The organism is Acinetobacter baylyi DSM 14961 = CIP 107474 (assembly GCF_000368685.1).
In the GTDB taxonomy this organism is placed as follows: domain Bacteria; phylum Pseudomonadota; class Gammaproteobacteria; order Pseudomonadales; family Moraxellaceae; genus Acinetobacter; species Acinetobacter baylyi.
The window spans coordinates 304,887-329,529 of sequence record NZ_KB849627.1 but is presented as its reverse complement, the minus strand read 5'-3'; the positions used below and the strand labels follow the sequence as shown (position 1 = coordinate 329,529).

The following is a 24,643-nucleotide window of genomic DNA, read 5'->3' as shown; positions in this document are numbered from 1 at the left end:
GCTTAAAGCCTATCTTGTTATAAATTATACTTCTCAGTGTAATGAGTTTTATAAGATAGGCTACAGGGTGAATTGAGTCAGTTTTTGGTCAAAACAGGACGTATTTTAACTTTGATTGTCTGACAATTCTTTGTTTAAAAGCTGTGATCCAATCCAGTGTTTTGAAAATTGATAGGCTGCACGTCCAGAACGTTGGCCACGTCCTAGGCTCCAGCGCAAACTTTCTGCGCGTACTTCGTCATTAAAAATCAGATTGGCTTGTGTAATATAGTGCTCCACAATTTCAAGATAAAGTGCCTGATCCATTGGATAAAAAGACAGCCACATACCAAATCGGTCTGAAAGAGAAATTTTTTCTTCAATCGCTTCTTGTGGATGTAATTCTTTATATTGAGGGACATCTACCTTGGTAACTGGGGTATTTTCGTGCATAAATTCTGGCAAAAGATGACGACGGTTACTTGTTGCATAAATAATAAAATTACTGGAACCAGATTGTAGTGAGCCATCCAGTACGCTTTTTAAACTACGATAGTTTTCATCTTCGGCATTGAATGCCAAGTCATCACAATACACAATAAATTTTTCAGCGCGATCTGCAATAATGTTCTGAATGAGGGGGAGGTCACGTAAATCATCACGCTCAATTTCAATCAGCCTTAATCCCTGATGTTGGTACGTGTTCAAAAGTGCTCGAACAATGGTTGATTTGCCTGTTCCGCGTGATCCAGTAAGTAAAATATCGTTAGCTGGCAGACCCTGTAAAAACTGTAAGGTATTCTGAATAATTTTTTTCTTTTGTGTTTCGATCCCTTTTAAATCATCCAAATCAAATTTTTTGGGGTCAAAAATGGGCTTAAGTTGTTTATCTTGCCATTTAAATGCAGGTGCTGAGAAATCAGGTTCTTGACGAATCTTTGGTAGAACCTCATGTAGCTGATTTAAAACTTGTGATAAGGTGTGGATTAAATGATCAGGTAAATCTAAGCTAGCCATGTGTCTTCACATTCACAACAATACAAAAGATAAGCTATAGAGTATATGTACTCATCATTTGTTGGAAGGGCTATCTTAAATCAGAGAAGATCAGAACATTTTCGCAATTGATCTCGGTCTTTAAGCATTGCATAGTTTCTACAACGGAAACCAACATAGGACAACGTATGTTAGGCATAAAAAAGTCAGATATGAATCCTTATCAAGCTCATCGCATAAAAAAATTAAAATACCAGCTTGAAAATGCCGAAAGCTATGAAGAGTGGAAATCTACCGCATTGCAACTCGATGAAGAAACGGGTTTGCAAGAATGGAAATATGATAACTGTTCTGCCTATTTTGATGCTGAGCTGATCTCATACCGACTCAATTTATTACGTAAATATCGCCTGCAACAGCGCGTCATGGATTCTGTATATCTGTTACAGGAGGGATTAACGCATGATATTGCCAACATTGGACATCCAATGCTTTTTGCAGCCACTTATGTTGGAACCAAGCAAATTATCGAGGACTATATTGAGGAAGTATCTTTATCACTCGCATTTATTGCGGCAAGTCAATGTCAGACCTTAACGGTGGCAGAGAAACTCAAATTCTTTAAAAATTGTCAAAAGACCTATGGACAGCCAGCACTCATGTTTTCAGGTGGTGCTACTTTGGGTTTGTTTCATAGTGGAGTATGTAAAACTCTGATCCAGCAAGATTTGATGCCGAGAGTGTTATCAGGCTCAAGTGCTGGTGCGATTATGGCTGGTATGCTTGGTACTTCAACTGCATCAGAATTTCAGAAAATTTTATTAGGCGAAAACTTTTTTAGTGAGGCTTTTCATTTTCGTGGTGTCAGAGACCTGCTTAAAGGAAATGGCGGTTTTGCGGATGTGAAATATCTGAAAAAGTTTTTGATTGAAAATCTGGGCGACTTAACCTTTTCAGAAGCGTATGAAAGATCTGGATTGCATATTAATGTTGCTGTTGCTCCTTATGATGGCTCGCAAAATGCAAGAATCTTAAATGCGTACACTGCACCTAATCTTTTGGTCTGGAGTGCTGTGTTGGCTTCATGTGCAGTGCCTGTTTTATTTCCGCCTGTACGTCTGACCAGTAAAAAACGTGACGGTAGCCATACGCCTTATATGGCCAATACTAAATGGGTAGATGGCAGCGTTAGAAGTGATTTTCCACAGGAAAAAATGGCGCGTTTATATAATTTGAATTATACGATTGCCAGTCAAGTCAATCCGCATGTGGTTCCTTTTATGCAGAGCGATGCATCACGCTATCGAAAGGATATTCTGAGTTGGCCGCAACGTATTTTACGTCGTCAAGGTAAAGTGATTTCATTAGGCATCATGGATTTTACCCGTGAACGATTAGGCAATGTTCCGCCAGTCAGACGCTTGCTTGATCATGGTTATGGCATAGTGGGGCAGAGGTATTATGGTGACGTCAATATCATTGCGCCGTTCAATCTGCGGCAGTATGCATATATGCTGCAAAACCCTCGACCACACTTATTTAAGTTACTTCAACAGCAGGGAGAGCGTGCCACATGGCCAAAAATTTCTGCCATTGAAACACATGCTCGGATTGGTAAAACGATTCAGCACTGTATCGAGGTACTGGATTATCAAAAAAATCGATATATACAAGCTGAAAAAGCCAGTGCTTAATTTATGTTTGTATTACAAAATTTGACTTTAACAACAAAAGCTCGGCGTTATGCACTTGGGCGCCGCTTATATACATTCGAACGTCAGAATCAACTATATTGGTTAAAGTTGCAATGTAGTCGGGGAGAGAGTTCGACTCAACGCTCGTTTTATAACGAACTGTCTTTTTATCAATGGGCAGAGCAATACCTCACGCATATTTTACCTGTTCAAATCATTGATAAGACCCAGATCGAACATAGCGAGCCTATAGAACCTTACGCCATTGTTTTACCACATGCAGAACCCGTATTTCATCTACCTGCTTCTGAACTAAGTTTAAAAGAAATTTATACAACTATAGATAAGATGTTAGGCGCTCTGGCTGAATTTGAAGGTATAAATTGTATTCATGGTGATCTTAAAGCAGAGCATTTCGTTAAATTTAATGGAAGCGTATGTTTAATTGATTTTGAACAGGCAATTTATCCGTCATGTCATATTGCATTGCAAGAAATGACGGCAACGCCTCGTTTGATGGCTCCAGAATTATTTCATGGAAGTTATAAGACGATACAGAGTGATCTTTATGCATTTGGCATTATTTTGTATGAATGGCTCAGCGAAACACGTCTTTATGCAAAAGGTTATCGGGATTGGGCATATTTGCATTGTCAGAAATTTTATCCCGTGTTACCTGAGCGATATCAGCATCTTCTTCCATTATTTAAAATCTTGCTTGCAAAGCAAAAAGAGCAACGTTGCGCGACAGTCAAACAGGCAAAAATAAGCTTTGAACAGCTTAAATTGTCGATATAATAAACATAAACCCTTGATTTGTTTTTTATTTAAACAACCAAATGTTTTTTTCAAAAAAAGACTTGTCATGAGGAAGCTTTATCAATAATATACACAGCCATCGGGGGCGTGGCGAAATTGGTAGACGCACTGGATTTAGGTTCCAGCGCCGCAAGGTGTAAGAGTTCGAGTCTCTTCGCCCCCACCAATTTTAAAGCAAAATATATGCTTTAAAGATCTGAATAAGATCAAAGTGATAGAGGATTGGTGTAATGGTAGCATGACGGTCTCCAAAACCGTTCGTCAAGGTTCGAGTCCTTGATCCTCTGCCAGATATTGTTGTAAAACCCAGTTTTGGGGGCGTGGCGAAATTGGTAGACGCACTGGATTTAGGTTCCAGCGCCGCAAGGTGTAAGAGTTCGAGTCTCTTCGCCCCCACCATATAAAGGTAAAGTAAATCTTAACTTTATCTACTCTAGCCAGAGTTAAATGGCATAAAAACCCACCATAATTATGGTGGGTTTTTTTATGTCGTTCAATAAAAAATGGTAAGCCCATTATGTATTGAGTTTTTAGAAAATTGTTGAAAAGTTGTGTGATAAATCAATGTGTTTGTTTAGATAGTGTTTGGACTTAAAAAACACTGCTTTAGTATTTCAGTTTGTTTTTAAATGCTTTACTAAAAACCTATAAAAAATATAATTCTATTTTTATAAGACTACCAAGCTCAAAATTTAAAAATTTGTCATTCATATAGCATTTTAAATATACATTTAATAATCAACTATGCATTTTTTGCATAGATAAATTGTTTTTTGCATTTTTCTTTTAATTCAAAAGAGGTAAAACTTGCGAAAAATAGGTGATATCGAATATTTCGTAAGCAATTTAAAAGTGATTACGTGGTTTGATAAACATGGAATGTTCATCGAAGAAAGTTATGCAATATCTTTAGATTCTTCGATGAAAAGTGATTGCTAAAAGGAAATAATGTATGAATCAGAAAAAATTGCTCAAATATATTTTGATTGCAATGGTCTCAGGGATTCTTGTTGGGTGGGCATGTCACAGTGCATTAAATGAAACTCAAACTGCAGAAATCGCATCGTACTTTAAAATTGTGACAGATGTATTTTTAAGATTAATTAAAATGATCATCGGTCCATTGGTTTTTGCAACCATTGTATCTGGTCTGATTTCAATGGGTAAATCTTCATCTTTAGGCTCAGTGACATTAAAAGCCATGAGCTGGTTCATCGGTGCTTCTCTTATTTCCTTGTTACTGGGTATGGGCTTGGCAAACTTCTTTCAGCCAGGCGCAGGGATGAATCTTGCCATTCCTGTTGAGCATGTGGATATTGGTGTAACCACAGCCAATTTGACATTACAGAATTTCATTACGCATATTTTCCCGCGTAGTTTTGCAGAAGCTATGGCAAACAATGAAATTTTGCAGATTCTCGTATTTTCTATTTTCTTTGGTGCAGCATTGGCTTATGTCAACCATCAAACCAAAGAAGGTACGGTGATTGCGCGCCTGATTGATGAGCTCGCCAGAATTATGTTCAAGATTACTGACTATGTCATGGCTTTTGCTCCAGTGGCTGTGTTTGCTGCAATTGCTGCTGCAATCGCGGTTAAAGGTCCAATGTTAATTATTGATTACAGTGTATTTATTGGTCAGTTTTATACGGGTCTGGCATTGTTGTGGTTGGTTTTGATTTCAGTGGGTTATATTTTCCTGAAAAAAGATGTATTTCGTTTATTGGGAATTATGCGTGAACCCGCTGCTCTTGCTTTTGCGACATCAAGCAGCGAATCTGCTTATCCAAAAATAATTGCAGGTTTAAACAAGTTTGGTGTACCTAAACGAATCTCGAGCTTTGTGCTTCCTTTAGGATATTCGTTCAATCTTGATGGGTCGATGATGTATATGTCCTTTGCAGTATTATTTATTGCACAGGCCTACAATATTGATTTGAGTTTTACACAGCAAATTATGATCCTACTGACTTTAATGATTACCAGTAAAGGAATTGCAGGTGTATCTCGTGCTTCGATTGTTGTCATCGCAGCGACCTTGACTATGTTTAAGCTACCAGAAGCTGGTATTTTATTGATCTTGGCAATTGATCAGTTCTTGGATATGGGCCGCTCTGCAACCAATGTGATTGGAAACAGTATTGCGACAGCAGTAGTTGCTAAAACTGAAGCACATGAGCATGATGAAGTGATTGAAGATGCGCATATCGTAGATGACATCGTGCCTGTGAGTACGACAGGTCATTCATAAATTGAAATTATCGTTGTGTGATTAAGTCACGATAATAGAGAGCCTGCATAAGCAGGCTTTTTTGTATTTGATATCAGCCTTTTTTGGGCAGGATAGCTTCTATTGAAGAAAGAGTTTGTTATATTGGTTGGGTTTATATTGAGTAATAGGGCGATACAGGCTTGATGAATACAAATCAAACCATTTCTAAAAAAAAGCAAGTGCCATGGCTATTAATGGGACTGGGGTTATTGATTCCTATTGCGATCATTGCTCTGGCATTTTTGGCTGCAAAAAGTGATGCAGAAAACCAGAAACGTTACAAGCAGCAACATGAAGAAATTGCTCAGCGACATGCACAGAAAAAGCAATCTGACTCACAATAACCCAGCCATGAGGTTATTTTGAGAGGTCTTTAGATAATTGGCGTATCGATGGGATCTCTGTATAGCGGAGTACACGATAGCCTGCTTCATTCAGCATCTGGTCACGTAATCGGTCTTGTTCTACCTTATCTAGATGACTCGGATCATCTAACTCAATAATAGCGATAACAATCAGTTTTTCGTTGAGGATCACAAAATCAGTGACCTTGCGATTGAATTGCTGCCTGACTTTGTATTGATCGCTGGTGATAAGTGCGCTAAATGCGACTTGTGCTAAAACATGATGTTGAGGAAAAGCTTGTTTGAGCTGGAAAAACATTTTAGATTCAAATGTTGTAATTACGGGACGAGCAAAAAATTGTTTTTTTCTAAAAAGAACAGACTTTAGAACAAGTAAAACAAGCGCAAGCGTGGTTAGACAACCAACAATAATAAAGAATATTTGAACCAGACCAAACACCGTATTGATATCACCCAAAAGAAAAACCCACTCGCAAATGAGTGGGTTTTCAAAATCTTGGCTCTCCCACCTGGGCTCGAACCAGGGACCTGCGGATTAACAGTCCGTCGCTCTACCGACTGAGCTATGGGAGAATCTGGAACGCATTCTAGGGGGCTAGCTAACATTGGTCAACCCATAATAATGAAATAATTCAAAAAAACATTTGAATGCCTTAAAAATAAGCAAAATTATTCGCAAACCTTAATTTGCATGTGATTGGGTATATTGGGTGCAGGATAGAAATACGGATGCGTTATTTTGATGCACGAATTTTGTAATTGTTAATGTTTTTGCAAAATTATTGCTAATATGTATTTTTAATGAGTATACATCCTGATATGGCACATAAATTGCAAATTTATTGCATTGCTATAATTAGGGTAAATTTGAATGACAGATCAGCATGCGCATGAATTAAAGAAAGGACTATCAAATAGACATGTCCAGTTGATTGCACTTGGTGGTGCTATAGGTACAGGATTATTTTTAGGTATTTCACATACGATTCAGTTGGCTGGACCTGCTGTTCTGTTGGGGTATGCGATTGCGGGGATGATTGCATTTTTAATTATGCGACAGTTAGGGGAGATGGTGGTAGAAGAGCCTGTAAGTGGATCATTTAGTTATTTTGCACATAAATATTGGAGCTCTATGGCAGGCTTCATGTCTGGTTGGAATTATTGGGTGCTGTATGTATTGGTAAGTATGGCGGAGCTGAGCGCAATTGGTATTTTTGTGCAATTTTGGTGGCCGCAAATTCCGACTTGGCTGACAGCATTGGTCTTCTTTGTCTTAATCAATGCTATCAATCTTATTAATGTTCGATTTTTTGGTGAGCTTGAGTTCTGGTTTTCGTGCATTAAGATTATTGCGATTATTAGCATGATTGGATTTGGTGCGTATTTACTACTGAGTGGAACAGCAGGGGCTCATGCTGGAATTGCAAACTTGTGGCAACATGGTGGATTTATGCCCAATGGTTGGACAGGGCTAATCATTGCTATGGCATTCATCATGTTTGCTTTTGGTGGCCTGGAATTGGTGGGTATAGCAGCAGCAGAAACGAAAAATCCAACGCAAACTATTCCGAAAGCAACCAATCAAATTGTTTATCGGATTCTGATCTTTTATATCGGTGCAATTGCTATATTGTTGAGTCTTTATCCTTGGAATCAAGTGGCACAAGGGGGAAGTCCTTTTGTGATGATTTTCCAGTCTTTAAATAATACGGGCGTGGCACATGTCTTGAATATGGTTGTACTGATTGCCGCAATATCGGTGTATAACAGTTGTGTATATAGTAATAGTCGTATGCTTTTGGGGTTGGCCGAACAGGGCAATGCACCTAAGCTGTTAAAGCGCGTGAATGCGCGAGGTATTCCAGTGTATGCAGTGTATGCATCAGTAATGGTAACGGCGCTTTGCGTATTGTTGAATTATGTAATGCCTGAGAAAGCTTTTAATCTTCTCATGATGCTGGTAGTTGCTGCTCTGGTGATTAATTGGCTCATGATTTCGATTACTCATCTTAAATTTCGTCAATACATGCTAGAAGCAGGCCGTAAACCAATTTTTAGAAGTTTGGGTGCACCATTTACCAATTATATTACAATTGCATTTGTATTTTTTATTCTACTGATCATGAGCTACACCTCAGAGATGCGTATCGCTGTATTTTTGGTTCCTGTGTGGCTAGGAATTCTTTATATTTTTTATCGTTTTAAGGCACCAGCCAGTAAGATGACTGAGTCTGTATTGGATCAATAAATCACTGATCAGTTAATTTGAGGTAGTTTAAATGAGTCAAGGTTTGGATGATTACGATTATAAAATCTTACGGCATTTGCAAAGCAATGGGCGTTTGAGTAATCAGGAACTTTCAGAGATTATTGGTTTATCAACATCACAATGTTCGCGTCGTCGGATTGCACTTGAGCAAAAGGGCATGATTATTGGTTATTTTGCGCAGGTTCATCCACAAGCAGAGAAACAACCCATTATGGGGATGATCGAGATTAAATTACAGCATTATAGTTTGGAAACTTTAGAAAAATTTTTGGATTTTGTGAAAAATGAATCAATGATTCGTGAGGTGTATAAGCTGACGGGAAGTTATGACTATGTACTCAAAGTGACGGTAGAAGATTTGAATCAGATGAGTCAGTTAATCAATCAGTTAATGTCACTCAATATTAGTATTGGGAACTTTAATACCTCTATTGTATTAGAGCGTATTAAAGAAAATCATCAGATGATGAATACAGGAAAGTCAAATGACACACATGGCTAAACCCAATGATTTTCTAGTGACTATTCCTAAAAAATCGCATTCATCGATTGAAGATATGCTGGCGATGGTCATTGCGACCTTTATTATTTCATTTGGCATGATGTTGATGCAAAAAGCAGGAGCCATGACAGGGGGAACTGCTGGATTATCACTTTTGATTCATTACATGACTGGAATAAAATTTGGATTGGTCTTTTTTACGATCAATATTCCATTTTATTATCTTGCTTTCAAGCGACTTGGTACACCGATGGTCATTAAAACCTTTTTGGCTGTTGGATTGTTATCCATTTTAACTGAAGTGCATCCTCTATTTATTCATCTTGATGCATTATCTCCTCTATATGCCACTATTTTGGCAAATGTTTTTATGGGCTTGGGTTTCTTGATTTTGTTTCGGCATCGTTCTAGCTTGGGTGGTTTTAATTTATTGGTTTTATTTCTTCAAGAACGCTACAAAATTCCTGCTGGAAAAATTCAGATGGGGTTAGATATTTGTATTCTAGTGGCTTCGATGGCATTCATTAGTTTTCCGTTATTATTGATTTCAATATTGGGAGCTGTGATTTTAAATCTGATTTTAACGCTAAATCATCGCCCAGATCGTTATGTCGTTTAATCCTAAACGAGAGACAAGGAAGCAGTGTCTAACGCGCTGCTTTTTTATGTAGGAAAAAGAGCATTAAAAAACCCTCATATTGAATCAATATGAGGGTTTTGAATCTGGCTCTCCCACCTGGGCTCGAACCAGGGACCTGCGGATTAACAGTCCGTCGCTCTACCGACTGAGCTATGGGAGATTAGCAGTGGCTCTCCAACCTGGGCTCGAACCAGGGACCTGCGGATTAACAGTCCGTCGCTCTACCGACTGAGCTATTGGAGAATCTGATGCGCATTTTATGCAGAAGCTTTTACTTGGTCAAGCAAATGTTTTAATTTATGTTGTTGATTGACTTAATTATAAACAAAACAGTGGGTTGTGGTGTTTTATTATCCATCTTTTGTTTTTCTGATGTAAAAAAACCACTCAATAAAGAGTGGTCTTTTTGAAAAATAATAAAATTATTTTTCTACACCAGCAGGTTGGCCTGCAAGTTTAGCATTCGCATAATCCCAGTTGACTAGGCTTTCAAGGAAAGTCGAAATGTATTTAGGACGTGCATTACGGTAATCGATATAGTAAGCATGTTCCCATACATCAATCGTTAATACAGCAACTTGACCATGTGCAAGTGGAGTATCTGCGTTAGACGTTTTAGTAATTGAAAGTTTACCATTGATTTCGTCAGCGACTAACCAAGCCCAGCCTGAACCAAATTGAGTGGTTGCAGCAGTGGTGAATTCTTCTGCAAATTTTTCATATGAACCAAACGCTTCATCAATTTTTGCAGCAAGTGCGCCAGTTGGTTTACCACCACCGTTTGGAGCAATCGAGTTCCAGTAGAACGTGTGGTTCCATACTTGTGCAGCATTGTTGAAAATACCTGCTTTAGATGAATCACCTGCACTTGCTTTAATGATGTCTTCAAGTTCCTGACCTTCAAGCTCTGTACCTTTGATCAGGTTGTTGAGGTTAGTCACATAAGTTTGATGATGCTTATCGTGATGATATTCTAAAGTTTCTTTAGAAATGTGTGGCTCAAGCGCATCGTAAGCATAAGGTAATGCAGGTAAAGTAATGGTTGTCATGTCTAATTTCCTTGCGTTAGCTGGGTATTTAAGGAACTGCTGATACTTTTCTTAATAAAGTATTTTTTGAGCAAAAAGCTCACAGTCCCTTGATTTAGTGGCTCTATTGTAAATGATTATTTATGCAATAGGGCATCGATTTAAATAACAATACACAATAAAGCTCGAATTAATACGTATAAAGCTTTACCTGTAATAAATACGTCTTAAATGGGATTATTCAACTCAAAATAAGTGTATTCGAGTGAAAAGTGTTCGCTTAAAGCTTTTCCAAGGCGTTGCACGCCGTAACGTTCAGTTGCGTGATGGCCACAGGCATAGTAATGAACATTTAATTCTTGCGCTTCATAGAAAGTACGCTCACTGACTTCACCAGAAATATAGGCATCGCAACCTTGCACGGCTGCCTGATGAATAAAATCCTGAGCGCCACCCGTACAAAAACCCACTTTCTGTATCGATTCAACTTGTGCAGGTAAGTGGATGATATTGAAATCAAATACGTCTTGTAATTTTGCTTTGAATGCTTCTGGGGAAAGTGCTTGTTTTAGATCACCAATATTGCCAATTGGAAATTTTTCGTTTGGATCTAGTGCCTCAATATGTTTAAGTTCGAGTAAGTCTGCAATGGCTGCATTATTGCCTAAAGATGGATGGGCATCTAAGGGCAAATGATAGGCGAGTAGGGAAATATTATGTTGAATCAGTTTTTTGATGCGTCGACCACGCATGCCAGTAATGGGGTAAGGTTCGCCTTTCCAGAAATAACCATGATGGACAAGCAATACATTGGCACCTGCTTCAATTGCCGCGTCAATAGCAGCATCTGATGCAGTCACAGCACATAAGATATGATTGACCTCACTGGCACCTTCAATTTGAAGACCATTTGGAGCATAGTCTTTAAACTGATTTGAACTGAGTGTCTGATCGCACCATTGTACGATTTCATTAAGATGGGCCATGAAACTAACCTTAATCTGATATTTAACCTAAACCAAATCTTATAACAGCATATTTTCAAATGTAACTAAAGCTAGACAAATCTTTTTTAGGTGTTTAAACCATCCTAGATGATATGCTTTAAAATAACGAAAAATATATTTCCTTCAACACATTAAAATATTTAGAGGATGTATACGTGCGTCGTACTTTTATATGGTTACCTTGGGTGTTGCTCATCATTGTGATTTTGAGCTTCATTGCATGGCAAAAATCACAGCAGCCAAAACCTACCATTGCGGCTGATGGCGTAAAGATGCCAGCCGAAAAGGTTGAATCGCTGGTGGATACTTCAAGGTCGGGAGGAGTGGTGTCTTACAGTGCGGCTGTAAAAGTTGCTGCACCTGCTGTCGTGAATATTTTTACCACACAGAAAGTGAAGAAGCTCGATCATCCTTTATTGAACGATCCAACGTTTCGTGAGTTCTTTGGCAATCAAGTTCCAAATCAGCTTGACCAAAAAAATGAAAATAGTTTGGGTTCTGGTGTGATTGTGCGTGCAGATGGTTATATCCTAACAAATAATCACGTGATTGCTCAGGCCGATCAAATTGTTGTGGCGCTTTATGATGGTAGACGTGCCGAAGCAAAAGTGATTGGTACAGACCCAGATACAGACTTGGCTGTCATCAAGATTGACTTGGACAAGCTACCAGTCTTGCCATTCAAATTGAGCGGAAATGAAGTTGGGGATGTAGTACTTGCGATTGGGAATCCTTTTGGTGTCGGACAAACTGTCACACAAGGTATCATTTCGGCAACAGGGCGATCAGATCTGGGCATTAATACGTATGAAGACTTTATCCAGACTGATGCTGCAATTAATCCAGGCAACTCTGGTGGCGCTTTGATTGATGTTGCCGGAAATTTGGTAGGGATCAATACGGCGATTTTCTCACAATCTGGTGGTTCACTGGGTATCGGATTTGCTATTCCAGCTCGTGTTTGCCAACAGGTATTAAATTCAATTTTGAAAGATGGTCGTGTGATACGTGGCTGGCTAGGAATTAGTCTGGTTGCACCTACACAAGACGACGTTTTAGCACCGAAACAGGCGGGTGTGGTGGTAGCTGATGTTCTACAAAATGGACCAGCGGCACAAGGTGGCGTGAAAATTGGTGATAAGATTCTTAAAGTGAATGATGAGCAAATCACGTCAGTTTCTCATCTTATTAATTATGTTGCTCTACAGCAGCCAGCAAGTATGATTACACTTGAAGTCGAGCGTAATAGTAAACGTGAAAATCTGCGTGTAAAAGTAGGTGAGCGCAAGACGCAAAATCAGGATTCACAGTATATTCCTTTGCCCAAACGCTAAATAAAACAGATTAATAAAAAAGGAATACTTTGGTATTCCTTTTTTATTATGAATATTTCTTAATTCAAACAGAGAGTTGACAATTTTAAAGATATGAATGGATTGCTGTTTCTTCACATCATATCTGAAATTATTATTCTGGAGTAAACAGGTGATTAGAAGCAGAGATTCTTTTGGCAATATAGTGCGTCTGTCTAAAACGAATCAGAATCACCTGAGACTGTAATTCTAGCTCTCCAAACTCAGGTTCTACCTGTACATAATGTAATTGTCCAAACTCATCGCGTACACGGGCTTGTGCCGAAAAACCAGGACGAGCACTGCCACTTGAGATCGTAGCCAAACGACCAAGCAAGCTGCTGTATTGATGCTCAACCTGAGGCTTGATCACTTGATCCAGACAGTGAATCATAAATACAGTAAAAAAAATTCCAATAATGAGCGCAGGAATAATCAGGTAAAAAGGTGAAATAAAAAACTGCTGTTGAGCGAATACACACAGTTGTAAAAAGTAACCTGCAAAACTAAAGTTGATGAGAAAAAAAACCAGAATGAGAACTTTTGAAAATTTAACATTGACTAAAGGCGAGTTAGATAGCCATCGGGGTAAAAATTTTTTAAGAAAAGTACTGGGTCTTAATCCAATATAAATTCCAATCGTCTCGGCCATGCTGAGGATGAGAAGAGCAATCACACTCAAATTAAAAGGCATGAAATAATAATTCAGCAAAAACTCAATCATGACCGAAAATCCTTTTATTCTGCCAGATATATACCGCCGTCAGAATGTACCTTAATATTGACTTTGGTTAAAGCTTCTCCCAAACATGGGCCTGAAATACATTGACCCGTTTCAACATCAAATAATGCACCATGAGTCGAACATTGAATAAATTCTTGATCTTGATCTAAAAACTGATTTTCAAGGAATTCAAGTTCGACATGAAGATGTGGGCATACATTCTGATAGGCATAAAACATGCCATCACGCTGAGTAATAAAAAAGGTTTCTCCGTGTACATGATCAAATGCACGCGCTTCACGTTCTGGAATGTCTTCCGTCATGCAAATCTTTTCCATTTTAAGCACATTCAGTTAGAAAGTTTCTGAGCAGTGTAGCATAACTTTCAACTGCCAAACGTGGACCATACTGCGAAACAACTTCACTTGAAATCAGAATAGAAAGCTGAGTAGCATCTTCAAGAGACATGCCATGATTCAAGGCAAACAAGAACGCACCCGCAAACGCATCGCCTGCTCCATTGGCATCGATTGCAGTAACACGGCGACCACTCAAATGAAAATGTGTATGTGGATTTGAAACAGATGCACCTTTTGCACTTTGTGTAACAACCACAGTATGATTTTTTTGTTTTAAACGACTAAAAGCTTCATCGAGTGTTTGAGTTTCGGTGTACATCAAGGCTTCTTGCTCATTACAGAATAATACATCGACACCATCATCGATCATTTCATCCAAACCCTCGCGTGCGTATTGAACCATAGCTGGATCTGAGAGTGAAAGTGCGATTTTTACACCATGTTCACGCGCGATTTTACGCGCTTGTTTCACAGCTTGACGGGCCGTAGGACTGGTTGAAAGATAACCTTCGATATAAAGCCATTGAGCAGTTTTTAGTGATGTATAGTCGATTTGCTGTTCTGATAATTCAGTGGTAATACCAAGATAGGTATGCATGGTTCGTTCGGTATCAGGACTGATCAGCACCATACACGTTCCAGTGGTGCCTGTAGTTAGTGATTTTTCAGACGTTACGATATCTGCATCATTCAAACCATTGAGATAAATTGCGCCAAGTTCATCATTTCCAACACGACATCCATAAAATGCTGAGCCACCGAGTGAGCTGAAGGCGACCGTGGTATTTGCAGCCGAACCGCCGCTTGCCTGACCCTTATAGTCTTGTGTGGCTTGTAATTTTTCGTACAGCGCTGCCTGTGTTTCACCATCTGTCAATTGCATGGTGCCTTTTTGCAAACCTGCTTCACCAAGAAATTGATCAGTCACTTTAAATTCTTGGTCAATAAGCGCATTACCAATTGCAAAAAGATCAACAGTTGCCATGTTATATTCACATCTAAATTTAAAAACGCGAATTTTACACTATTGCTCACAATAGCAGTATATTGATGAATTAAATTCATCTCAGAGTTTGATGTACAGTTTGATTCAAAAATAGGATATCAGGCGTTATTCAATGAATACAGTCATTATAAAAAGCCGCTAATCGCGATCTATTTGTATAGTCTTTATTAAATTTGCACAAAAAAAATCAAAACAAAGCAATTGAGTCGGATTAAAAATAGCAATTCGTATAAAGACTAAGGCTATAATGGCATCAAGTTAAAATTTAGAAAATTGTAGGAGATCACATGACTGTCGATGTCACTGAAACCATTAATCAAACTGTCCATCCTGCGTTTCAGTTGGTACGTCAACACCATGTTGAGGCCTTAGATATTTTGGTCTCTGAATATGCTCACAAAGTGACGGGTGCTGTGCATTATCACTTGGCTACATCTCACGATGAAAATGTCTTTTTGGTTGCATTTCGTACACAACCTATGGACTCAAAAGGCACGGCCCATATTCTTGAGCACACTGCGCTGTGTGGCTCAGAAAAGTTTCCAGTGCGTGATCCATTCTTTTTGATGATCCGCCGCTCACTCAATACCTTCATGAATGCGTTCACATCGGCAGACTGGACTGCTTATCCATTTGCAACACAAAATAAAAAAGATTTTCAGAATCTATTGTCTGTTTATTTGGATGCTGCTTTTGCTGCCAATTTGAATCCGCTTGATTTCGCTCAAGAAGGAATTCGCATTGAGCTTGAAAATGGCGAGCCTGTATATAAAGGTGTGGTATTTAATGAGATGAAAGGTGCCATGAGTGCACCTTCAGATCAGCTGTATCATCAGTTGGCGTATCATTTATTTCCAGAAACGACTTATCACTATAACTCTGGTGGTGATCCGAAAGATATTCCAGACCTAAGTTATGAACAATTGGTTGATTTTTATAAGTCGCATTATCATCCCAGTAATGCTGTGTTTATGACTTTTGGCAATCAAAATGCTTATGATTTGCAGGAGCAATTTGAAAAGCTGGCACTGTCCAAATTTGAAAAAGGCACAACTTTATATTCTAAGCCTGAAAAACGCCTTGCTACACCTATTCAGGTGACTGAAACCTATGCAGTTGACAGTGAAGATTTAGACGACAAAACCTATCATGTACTGGCATGGTTGTTACCGCAGGCAAGTGATATTAAGTTACGTTTAGGCTTGCGTCTGGTTGAGGGTATTTTACTTGAAAATTCGGCCTCACCACTGCGTCATTATTTGGAAACCTGTGGTTATGCCCAATCGACTGGCCCATTGATGGGTGTCGATGATTCAAACTTTGAAATGACTTTTTACTGTGGTGTTCAAGGTTCAAATGCGGCCCATGCAGATGAATTTAGAGAAGGTGTGCTTAATATTCTTCAGCAAGTTGCATCTCAACCAGTTGATCAGGCATTGGTAGATGCCATTTTGCACCAGATTGAACTCCATCAGCGTGAAATCAATGGCGATGGTATGCCTTATGGTTTAAGTCTGATTCTAAATGGTTTAAGCAGTGCGATCCACCATAATGATCCAGTTCATGTTTGGGATGTGGATACAGCCATTGAACAAGTGAAAGAAGAACTGAAAGATCCAATGTGGTTGTCAAATTTGATTCAGACGCATTTGCTGGATAATCCGCATCGTGTTCAAATGACATTAGTACCAGATGCTGAAAAATCAATGAAAGATCAGGCTGAGGAAAAAGCACGTTTGGCAGAAATCGGCGCACATTTAACAGAAGAAGATCGCGCTCAAATCAATGCCAATACAGAAGCTTTAAATCAGCGTCAGGATACGCCTGATGATCTAGATTTATTACCTAAAGTTGGCTTGGAAGATGTACCTGCAGACTTACATATTGTACAAGGGCAGCTTCGAGAAATTATTTCAAATCGACACGATTATCCGTTAAATCTATATCATGCTGGTACTAACGGCATTTACTATCAGCAAGTATTGATTGAGATTCCAGATGAGGTTGTGCATTCACCTTATTTTAATCTACTCTCCATTTTAATGGGAGAAGTGGGTGCAGGCGAATATGATTATCTCACTTTACAGCAATTGCAAACTGCGGTAAGTGGTGGTCTGGGAATGGGGGCTTCATTACGCAGCAAGGTTGATGACAAAAATAAGATTAGCGCATGGTTAACTTTAACCACCAAATCGCTCAATGAAAAGCGCGATGCGATTCAGCTGCTTAAACTCGCATTTGAAAAATTGCGCTTTGATGAAAAAGACCGAATTATCGAGCTATTGCAACAACGTAAAACACGCTGGATATCACGTTTATCGGGTTCAGGTCATAGCTATGCGATGCAGATTGCTTCTCGTAATATGAGTGCATTGGCACAACGTGACTACCATAATACTGGGCTTGGGGCATTAAACTGGCTGAGTAATCTAGTAGATCAAATCGAGCAGGACGAATCTGCGTATGATGCGCTGATCCATGAATTAAAAGCCATTCATTTAAAATTACTACAGGCACCAAAACAGTTCTTATTGGTTTGTGAAGAACAGTTTGCAGATGCATTGGTCGAAGATATTCAAACTGTTTGGGATCATCTTGAAATTGAAAGTGATGTAATAGAGATTCAGCATCTGGCACAGCAAAATCATAATCAGGATGAAGCGTGGTTGATTCAGACCAATGTCCAGTTCTGTGCATCCGCATATCCAGCGGTTGAGGTCACTCATCCAGATGCTGCTCCACTGATGGTGCTGGCTGCCTACTTGCGTAATGGGTATTTACACAGTGCCATTCGTGAGAAAGGCGGTGCTTATGGTGGAGGTGCAAGTTATGATGGTAATGCTTGTTCATTCCGTTTTTATAGCTACCGTGATCCGCGTTTGGCAGAAACATTTCAGGATTTCGAAGCAAGTATTGATTGGTTGTTACATACATCTCAGCAGCCACATCAGCTTGAAGAAGCGATTTTAGGTTTGGTCTCAAGTATGGATAAACCAGGATCTCCTGCTGGGGAAGCGATTACAGCATGTTATGCATTATTGCATGCACGCACGCCTGCATTTAGAAAGACATTACGCACACGTCTTCTTAATGTAACTCTTGATGATTTAAAACGCGTTGCACAGCATTACCTGCAAGAGCAACAGGTGACCCGAGCGGTCGTTGCACCATTCGCAAAGCGTCAGGAACTTGAACAATTGGGTTTTAGTATTCAACAAGTGAAGTAAAAAAATAATGCCACTGGAGATTGTTTATGGCGTTTAGATTTATTGAGGGGATTCCCACAAGTTTGGGCGTGTTCGGTGTGGTAGGTTCATTGTGTATGTCGCATGCACATGCAATTGAAGCTGTACAGACTTCTGCAACAATTACGCCCACCAGTCCTGCGGCTTGCATTGGTTTGGAGTCGAATTCAGATCGTCTGGCTTGTTATGATGCTCTGTTTAAAGTAGCAGATACGGCAAAAACAACTCCAGTTATTGAACAAAAAGCTGCTTTGAACCCTTCGCCGTCGGTAGAGCAGTCTGAGCTCAATCCTCAATCTATTAAGGAAAAAATTGGTAATCTTTTTGCGATTGAAGGTCCAAGAATTGATCCGAATACATCCTTACTGGATAGGCGCTGGGAGCTCTCCGAAAAATCAAAATTAGGTACATGGAATATTCGTGGTTATAAACCTGTCTATTTATTACCTATTTTTTGGACATCTAAAAAGAATGAATTTCCTTCGAGTCCAAATCCTGAAAATACAGTGCATGAAAATCAGAATTTAACTTCGGCTGAATCCAAGTTTCAATTATCTTTAAAAACCAAAGCCTGGGAAAATATTTTTGGCAATAACGGAGATTTATGGCTAGGGTATACCCAGTCTTCTCGTTGGCAGGTTTACAATGCAGACGAGTCACGTCCGTTTCGTGAAACCAATTATGAACCTGAGGCAAGCCTAATTTTCCGAACCAATTATGAGTTCTTGGGATTAAACGGCCGACTTTTGGGGGTAACTTTAAATCACCAGTCAAATGGTCGTTCTGATCCATTATCAAGAAGCTGGAATCGTGTCATCTTTAATATAGGATTAGAGCGAGATAATTTTGCGCTGGTACTCAGACCATGGATTCGTATTCAAGAAGAAGCCAAGAACGACAATAATCCCGATATCGAGGATTATGTAGGACGTGGTGATTTAACTGCTTTTTATCGCTGGAAAGATAATGATTTTTCTTTAATGCTGCGTCATTCATTAAAAGATGGTGATAAATCGCATGGTGCGGTGCAGTTTGATTGGGCTTTCCCAATTTCAGGTAAGCTTCGTGGAAATTTTCAGTTATTTAATGGTTACGGTGAAAGCCTGATTGATTATAACCATCGTGCAACTTATGTTGGTTTGGGCGTTTCACTGATGAACTGGTATTGATCTGAACGGTCAGATGGATATCTTTGAGGAGTGTAGAACACTCCTCAACCATTAACCAATTTGAATATCAGCCGACGGATGTTTAAGTCGGCTTTTCTTTGGTGTTGCAATCAGATAAGCCAGCGTTAAAGGCCCAAGTCGTCCCGCATACATCAATAATGACAGCACAAAAAGACTACTATTATTTAACTGAGGGGTAATACCTCTTGATAATCCGACAGTACATGCCGCCGATACTATTTCAAAAAACAGATCCAGAAAATTTTTGTGTGGCTCAAGAATCAGAATGCTAAAAAAGCCGATAAAGATCAAAATCAGGGTAATCACGACAACGGCTAAGGCTTTAAATGTATTTTCATAGGAGATAGAGTGATTGAAGATCCGAACTTCATCATGACGCTTTAAAAAAGCAATCACACTAAATACTAGAATTACAAAGGTTCCTACTTTTATCCCGCCAGCGGTACTGAGTGAACCTCCGCCAATAAACATAAGAAACATGGTCAAAAGGGTGGAACTATTGTTCATAGATGCAATATCAATGGTATTGAATCCAGATGACCTTGGAACAGTCGCTTGAAACCATGCATTGAGTGCTTGCTCGCTAAAGCTCATCGAGTATAAGGTGAGGGGATTATTGACTTCTAATAACCAGATAATAAGAAAAGCAGAGGTGTTCAAAATAGCGATACTAATGATCACAATTTTGCTATTAGGACTGAGTTTTTTCCAGCGTTTACGCTCTTTAATATCCATGATCACCAGAAAGCCAAGACCGCCTAAGATATAGAGAAAGCTGATGGTTAAACAGGCAATATAGTGCGTCTGAAAATTCATTAGATTATTTGGAAATAATGAAAATCCTGCATTATTGAAAGCTGAAATACTATAAAAAAAAGCATAATACAATGCATGAAAAAATCCGAATTGATTCATCCATGCAAACGTTAAGATACAAGTCCCCATTAATTCAAAGATTAGGGTATAAATGAATACGGCCTGTGCAATAAAAGTGACTTTAGATAGACTGGTTTGACCCATAGAATCTTGAGCCATGAGCTGCTGTTTTAAGCCAAGTTGGGGAGCTAAACTAAGCGCAGCCAGTATGGCAAAGGTCATAAAACCTAGCCCCCCACATTGAATCAAAAACAATAAAATGATTTGACCGACATGGGTAAGGGATTGTCCAATATTTATGACAGAAAGTCCTGTAATGGTCACCGCGGATGTCGCGGTAAAAAAGGCATCCATCCAGCTTAAGTGACCATTATTCGAAATAGGAAGTTTGAGCAGTAACGTACCTGCGACAATGAAGCTTAAAAAACCCAGCGCCAGCATTGACGGTGGGCTTAAATTAAATGTTTTTTGATTAATTTTTTGTTTTTTCATGAGGTAAAAAACGCCGAGATAGTTTCTTTAACTGATCAATGTGGCCTTCAAGAATCAGAATATCTTTTGACTGAACAGGACAAGTAGGATCTGGTTCATAAATGATGTCTTTGCCACGTTTAAGTAATATGGTTTTTACGTCACTCATTTCGTTAATTAAACCAAGTAGATGTACACCATTTAAATGCTTTGGAATTTCTACTTTAACAATGAAATGGTCATTATCTAGGGCCATATAACGACTCACCATCGGATAGTTTAAAGCCTGAGCGATTCGAACCCCCATATCTTCTTCAGGATGAATGATTTTATCAACATGTAAATGCGAAAGAATCATGTGATGTGCTTTTGTTTTGGCTTTTACCCAAATCTGTGGAACTCCCATATTTTTTAAATGAAGTACACATAAGATGCTGGCCTCGATGTCTTCACCAATAGCGACCACTACCGTTTCACAATTCTGGATATTCAATTCTTCGAGTACATGCTCATCACTAGCATCAGCTATGACAGCATGGGTAAGTTGGTCACTTAAGTCTTCGACATTGCGTTTAACAGAATCAATTCCAATCACATCATGATTTAATTTAGTCAGTTCGGTCGCAACAGTGGCTCCAAAGCTGCCTAATCCAATAACTGCAAATTGCGCCATAAATTAGCCTAAGTAAATGATATTGTTTTAGAGATGTTTTGATTAAAGTGAGTGTAGTATTTTCTGTCTATGCCTAGCGCAAAGAAATGTTAAAAAGATATAAAAAAACCGACAGTTCGCAAGAATGTCGGTTGGTGAGAACAATCGATTTTTACTGCAAAAAGCGTTTATAACCCACATTGTGTGTAATTTCTTCATATGGATAAGTAATATTTTCCAATGTTTCAATTAGTACATCTGGGTTTTCTTGCGTATCGGTAGCCTGTAAACCTACCAATACACGTCCTTCGGCAGCACCGTGATTACGATAATGGAACAGGCTAATATTATGACTAGGTCCAAGGCGTTCAAGGAAGGTTAGAAGTGCACCGGGTCGCTCTGGAAATTCAACACGAAACAAGCGTTCATTTTCGATATTGGCATGACCACCGATAAGATAGCGAATATGCAGCTTAGCAACTTCGTCATCGGATAAATCATCAACATTATATTGGCTTTTAAGTAACTCGTGAATGTCATGACGTTCTTTTTCGCCAGATTTTAAACTGATTCCGACGAAAACTTGAGCATCATCGCTATCGCTTGCACGATAGTTAAATTCTGTAATATTGCGTCCATGTAATGCACGGCAGAAATTTAAAAAGGCGCCTTTTTGTTCAGGAATGGTGACAGCAAAAATGGCCTCTTTACGTTCGCCAAGTTCTGTACGTTCAGCAATATAACGCAATCGGTCAAAATTCATGTTTGCACCGCAAACAATCGAAACGATATTTTTATCTGTAATTTGATGTTGTTCGATATATTTTTTGATACCTGCCAGCGCCATTGCACCAGATGGTTCTACAATGCTACGGCATTCATCAAAAGTGTCTTTGATGGCAGCACAAATTTCATCGGTATTGACCAAGATCACATCGCGTTCAACAATTGGACCAGAGTTATCTGATTTTTGAAGCTGAATTACTTCAAAGGGTTTTTCACCAATTTGTGCAACCGCAGTACCATCTGCAAATAAACCGACTTGTGGCAAAATAACACGTTCATTGTGTTCGAATGCGGCTTTCAGGCAAGCAGATTCATCATATTCGACTGGAATGATTTTTACGTGAGGAGCAACATCACCCAAATACGCTGCAACGCCTGCAATGAGTCCACCACCACCTACGGCAACAAATACATATTCAACATCACGCCACTGACGCAGAATTTCATTGGCAATCGTGCCCTGACCTGCCATCACCAATTCATCATCATATGGCGGAATAAAAGTCATACCTTCATCTTGCGCACGCTGAATCGCGTATTTATTGGCAACATCAAAAGAATCACCATGCAAAACCACTTCGCCACCCAAACGTTTAACTGCTTGTACCTTAATATCTGGCGTTGTTTTTGGCATCACGATAATGGCGCGAATCCCCAGCTTTTGACCAGATAAAGCCACACCTTGAGCATGGTTACCTGCTGAAGCAGTAATAACGCCACGTTCCAACTGAGATTTCGGTAATTGACTAATACGGTTATAAGCACCGCGTAGTTTGAAAGAGAAAACGGGTTGAAGGTCTTCGCGTTTAAAGCGAATATTGTTGTTTAGTTTTTCACTAATTCGTGGCGCTGCTTCGAGTGGAGTTTCGATTGCAACGTCATATACCGTTGCTTGTAAAATTTGTCGAACCAAACGAGACAGCATGTTAATTTTCCATGTAACAGTTTAAAATAGCCACTTATTGTAACAAACCCCTGCACCTTTGCGTTTTAAAATTGCGCAAAATGTGAAAAAAAGTTGAGTGATGTCATGAGTCTATATGCTACCCAAGATGAGAAAAAACAAGCAGCGGCAAAAGCTGCTTTAAAACACTTACCAAAAGGGGGGATTTTGGGGGTAGGAACAGGAAGTACCGTCAATTTTCTGATTGAACTTTTACCTGAATTACAGCTTGAAGCGGCGGTTGCTAGCTCGGAAGCAACAGCTAAACGCCTAAAAGAATTGGGTATCGAAGTGGTTGATATGAACCATGTGGGTGGATTGGATGCTTATGTCGATGGTGCAGATGAAATTGACCGTCATATGCATATGATTAAAGGGGGGGGGGCGGCACTCACACGTGAAAAAATTGTGGCATCGATTGCAAAGAAATTTGTGTGTATTGTTGATGATTCAAAATGGGTAGAGCAGTTAGGTCGCGATTTTCCATTGCCAGTTGAAGTGATTCCAATGGCGCGTTCTGCTGTTGCACGCAAACTTGTGAGTTTAGGTGGAGATCCCGTATATCGCGAAGGCGTGGTTACAGACAACGGAAACGTAATTTTAGACGTTTATAACCTGAATATTTTAAACGCACTTGAGCTTGAAAAAACCATTAATGATATTCCTGGTGTAGTGACCAATGGTATTTTTGCATTAAACGCAGCATCCATTGCCATTGTTGCGACCAATAATGGTATTGAAGAGCGTACAGCAGTTTAATGATCTCAGAATTACCTGAAATCAAAATTGTTAGACACGTAAATGCAAAATGCTTGCGTTTACGTGTTGAACCTCATGCTATTAGATTAACTGTACCTACATTTTGTACATCAAAACAAATTCAGACATTTTTAGCTCAGTCACAAGACTGGCTTGAAAAAACTTGGCAACAGCAATCTGCGATGCAGTCGAGTCATGAAGAACAGCAGATTAATGATTTGATTTTTTTTAATCAGAAAAAATATTTGGTGTCCATACGTCAACAACAAAAAAATTATGTATTTAATCATTTACAGCAGCAATTAATTTTAAATGAAAATTTGGGAAGTGCTGCGTTAAAAGAAGCAGTATTTTCCTATGCGAAAAAGTTTTTACCATACTATTTGCATGAAGTGAGTCAAGAGATTGCTTTACCTTATCGGGCATGCGCAATTCGAAGGCCTAAAACCCGTTGGGGAAGCTGTACCAGTCAGCATGATATTATGTTGCATGCGGGTTTAGTGTTGATGCCTTTAAATATTGTAAGGTACGTATGCATTCATGAGTTGGCGCATACTCGTCACTTTAATCACAGTGCTGAGTTCTGGAATGAAGTACAAAAACATGATCCAGATTATCTGATGCATAGAAAGACGCTGAAATCTTTTCAATTGCCGCGATGGTGGTATATCTAAGAGTGAAAATCAGGTGTAGGGTAATGAAAAAGCAT

At 39.2% G+C, this 24,643-nt stretch carries 22 protein-coding genes and 6 tRNA genes; 15 read left to right on the top strand and 13 right to left on the bottom strand.

What is annotated here, in order from left to right; translation table 11 throughout:
• Positions 1-105: 105 nt before the first annotated feature.
• A complete protein-coding gene (locus F952_RS08620) occupies positions 106-996 on the bottom strand; it encodes an ATP-binding protein (protein WP_004925770.1) in 891 nt (296 codons plus the stop codon).
• A gap of 167 nt (positions 997-1,163) precedes the next feature.
• On the opposite strand from F952_RS08620, the gene F952_RS08615 reads away from it, so the two are divergent.
• The 7 genes from F952_RS08615 to F952_RS08585 all read left to right on the top strand — a co-directional run bounded on the left by F952_RS08615 (position 1,164) and on the right by F952_RS08585 (position 6,104).
• Complete coding sequence (locus F952_RS08615; RefSeq protein ID WP_004925766.1) at positions 1,164-2,669, top strand: DUF3336 domain-containing protein; 1,506 nt, start codon at positions 1,164-1,166, stop codon at positions 2,667-2,669.
• A gap of 3 nt (positions 2,670-2,672) precedes the next feature.
• Positions 2,673-3,467 (top strand): protein kinase domain-containing protein, encoded by a 795-nt coding sequence (locus tag F952_RS08610; protein WP_004925763.1) that lies wholly within the window; start codon positions 2,673-2,675, stop codon positions 3,465-3,467.
• A 102-nt stretch (positions 3,468-3,569) separates the two neighbouring features.
• A tRNA-Leu gene (locus F952_RS08605) sits at positions 3,570-3,654 on the top strand.
• 50 nt (positions 3,655-3,704) lie between these two features.
• A tRNA-Trp gene (locus tag F952_RS08600) sits at positions 3,705-3,778 on the top strand.
• A 24-nt stretch (positions 3,779-3,802) separates the two neighbouring features.
• Positions 3,803-3,887: transfer RNA gene (locus F952_RS08595), tRNA-Leu, on the top strand.
• A gap of 553 nt (positions 3,888-4,440) precedes the next feature.
• Complete coding sequence (locus tag F952_RS08590) at positions 4,441-5,739, top strand: dicarboxylate/amino acid:cation symporter (protein WP_004925759.1); 1,299 nt, start codon at positions 4,441-4,443, stop codon at positions 5,737-5,739.
• 164 nt (positions 5,740-5,903) lie between these two features.
• Positions 5,904-6,104 carry a hypothetical protein gene (locus tag F952_RS08585; protein WP_004925756.1) on the top strand — a complete coding sequence of 67 codons (201 nt, stop codon included), beginning with the start codon at positions 5,904-5,906 and terminating at the stop codon, positions 6,102-6,104.
• 13 nt (positions 6,105-6,117) lie between these two features.
• Here F952_RS08585 and F952_RS08580 read toward each other — a convergent pair whose 3' ends face one another.
• Both F952_RS08580 and F952_RS08575 read right to left on the bottom strand, forming a co-directional pair.
• On the bottom strand, positions 6,118-6,582 hold the full coding sequence (locus tag F952_RS08580; protein WP_004925754.1) for a DUF2726 domain-containing protein: 465 nt from the start codon (positions 6,580-6,582) through the stop codon (positions 6,118-6,120).
• Positions 6,583-6,622: 40 nt separating this feature from the next.
• Positions 6,623-6,698: transfer RNA gene (locus tag F952_RS08575), tRNA-Asn, on the bottom strand.
• 298 nt (positions 6,699-6,996) lie between these two features.
• Here F952_RS08575 and F952_RS08570 point away from each other — a divergent pair.
• Genes F952_RS08570 through F952_RS08560 form a run of 3 tightly spaced genes read left to right on the top strand, consistent with a single transcriptional unit; the run spans position 6,997 to position 9,515 of the window.
• Positions 6,997-8,373, top strand: coding sequence for an amino acid permease (locus tag F952_RS08570; protein WP_004925749.1), 1,377 nt, complete (start codon positions 6,997-6,999; stop codon positions 8,371-8,373).
• A 31-nt stretch (positions 8,374-8,404) separates the two neighbouring features.
• Positions 8,405-8,896 (top strand): Lrp/AsnC family transcriptional regulator, encoded by a 492-nt coding sequence (locus F952_RS08565; protein WP_004925747.1) that lies wholly within the window; start codon positions 8,405-8,407, stop codon positions 8,894-8,896.
• The gene (locus tag F952_RS08560; RefSeq protein WP_004925744.1) at positions 8,880-9,515 is read left to right on the top strand and encodes a YitT family protein; all 636 of its coding nucleotides are present in this window, start codon (positions 8,880-8,882) and stop codon (positions 9,513-9,515) included. Before F952_RS08565 ends, F952_RS08560 begins: the two co-directional genes overlap by 17 nt.
• Positions 9,516-9,620: 105 nt before the next feature.
• Here F952_RS08560 and F952_RS08555 read toward each other — a convergent pair.
• The 4 genes from F952_RS08555 to F952_RS08540 all read right to left on the bottom strand — a co-directional run bounded on the left by F952_RS08555 (position 9,621) and on the right by F952_RS08540 (position 11,550).
• Positions 9,621-9,696 (bottom strand) — tRNA-Asn (locus F952_RS08555).
• 7 nt (positions 9,697-9,703) lie between these two features.
• A tRNA-Asn gene (locus tag F952_RS08550) sits at positions 9,704-9,779 on the bottom strand.
• 179 nt (positions 9,780-9,958) lie between these two features.
• Positions 9,959-10,585: a superoxide dismutase gene (locus tag F952_RS08545; RefSeq protein ID WP_004925742.1), complete on the bottom strand. Its 627-nt coding sequence runs from the start codon at positions 10,583-10,585 to the stop codon at positions 9,959-9,961.
• Positions 10,586-10,791: 206 nt separating this feature from the next.
• Positions 10,792-11,550: a Nif3-like dinuclear metal center hexameric protein gene (locus F952_RS08540; protein ID WP_004925739.1), complete on the bottom strand. Its 759-nt coding sequence runs from the start codon at positions 11,548-11,550 to the stop codon at positions 10,792-10,794.
• Positions 11,551-11,726: 176 nt separating this feature from the next.
• On the opposite strand from F952_RS08540, the gene F952_RS08535 reads away from it, so the two are divergent.
• Entirely contained in the window at positions 11,727-12,905 is a 1,179-nt protein-coding gene (locus tag F952_RS08535) for a trypsin-like peptidase domain-containing protein (RefSeq protein ID WP_004925737.1), read from the top strand.
• 133 nt (positions 12,906-13,038) lie between these two features.
• Here the strand turns inward: F952_RS08535 and F952_RS08530 are convergent, their stop codons facing one another.
• Genes F952_RS08530 through F952_RS08520 form a run of 3 tightly spaced genes read right to left on the bottom strand, consistent with a single transcriptional unit; the run spans position 13,039 to position 14,991 of the window.
• Complete coding sequence (locus F952_RS08530) at positions 13,039-13,647, bottom strand: OB-fold-containig protein (RefSeq protein WP_004925734.1); 609 nt, start codon at positions 13,645-13,647, stop codon at positions 13,039-13,041.
• A gap of 14 nt (positions 13,648-13,661) precedes the next feature.
• Positions 13,662-13,970 carry a Rieske (2Fe-2S) protein gene (locus tag F952_RS08525; RefSeq protein WP_004925731.1) on the bottom strand — a complete coding sequence of 103 codons (309 nt, stop codon included), beginning with the start codon at positions 13,968-13,970 and terminating at the stop codon, positions 13,662-13,664.
• 16 nt (positions 13,971-13,986) lie between these two features.
• Positions 13,987-14,991 carry an adenosine kinase gene (locus F952_RS08520; RefSeq protein WP_004925728.1) on the bottom strand — a complete coding sequence of 335 codons (1,005 nt, stop codon included), beginning with the start codon at positions 14,989-14,991 and terminating at the stop codon, positions 13,987-13,989.
• Positions 14,992-15,299: 308 nt separating this feature from the next.
• Here F952_RS08520 and F952_RS08515 point away from each other — a divergent pair, with 308 nt between their 5' ends.
• Complete coding sequence (locus F952_RS08515; RefSeq protein ID WP_004925725.1) at positions 15,300-18,239, top strand: insulinase family protein; 2,940 nt, start codon at positions 15,300-15,302, stop codon at positions 18,237-18,239.
• A gap of 26 nt (positions 18,240-18,265) precedes the next feature.
• Positions 18,266-19,426 carry a phospholipase A gene (locus tag F952_RS08510; RefSeq protein WP_004925723.1) on the top strand — a complete coding sequence of 387 codons (1,161 nt, stop codon included), beginning with the start codon at positions 18,266-18,268 and terminating at the stop codon, positions 19,424-19,426.
• 51 nt (positions 19,427-19,477) lie between these two features.
• Here F952_RS08510 and F952_RS08505 read toward each other — a convergent pair whose 3' ends face one another.
• From F952_RS08505 to ilvA, 3 genes are all read right to left on the bottom strand, one after another.
• Positions 19,478-20,815, bottom strand: a complete 1,338-nt coding sequence (locus F952_RS08505; protein ID WP_004925720.1) for a TrkH family potassium uptake protein — start codon at positions 20,813-20,815, stop codon at positions 19,478-19,480.
• On the bottom strand, positions 20,796-21,467 hold the full coding sequence (locus F952_RS08500; protein WP_004925717.1) for a potassium channel family protein: 672 nt from the start codon (positions 21,465-21,467) through the stop codon (positions 20,796-20,798). Before F952_RS08500 ends, F952_RS08505 begins: the two co-directional genes overlap by 20 nt.
• A 151-nt stretch (positions 21,468-21,618) precedes the next feature.
• Positions 21,619-23,157: a threonine ammonia-lyase, biosynthetic gene (ilvA, locus tag F952_RS08495; RefSeq protein ID WP_004925715.1), complete on the bottom strand. Its 1,539-nt coding sequence runs from the start codon at positions 23,155-23,157 to the stop codon at positions 21,619-21,621.
• A 105-nt stretch (positions 23,158-23,262) separates the two neighbouring features.
• Between ilvA and rpiA the strand changes: the two genes are divergently transcribed.
• Together rpiA and F952_RS08485 are read left to right on the top strand one after the other, a co-directional pair.
• Positions 23,263-23,934 carry a ribose-5-phosphate isomerase RpiA gene (gene rpiA, locus F952_RS08490; protein WP_004925711.1) on the top strand — a complete coding sequence of 224 codons (672 nt, stop codon included), beginning with the start codon at positions 23,263-23,265 and terminating at the stop codon, positions 23,932-23,934.
• A complete protein-coding gene (locus tag F952_RS08485; RefSeq protein WP_004925708.1) occupies positions 23,934-24,608 on the top strand; it encodes a YgjP family zinc-dependent metalloprotease in 675 nt (224 codons plus the stop codon). Before rpiA ends, F952_RS08485 begins: the two co-directional genes overlap by 1 nt.
• Positions 24,609-24,643: the final 35 nt, after the last annotated feature.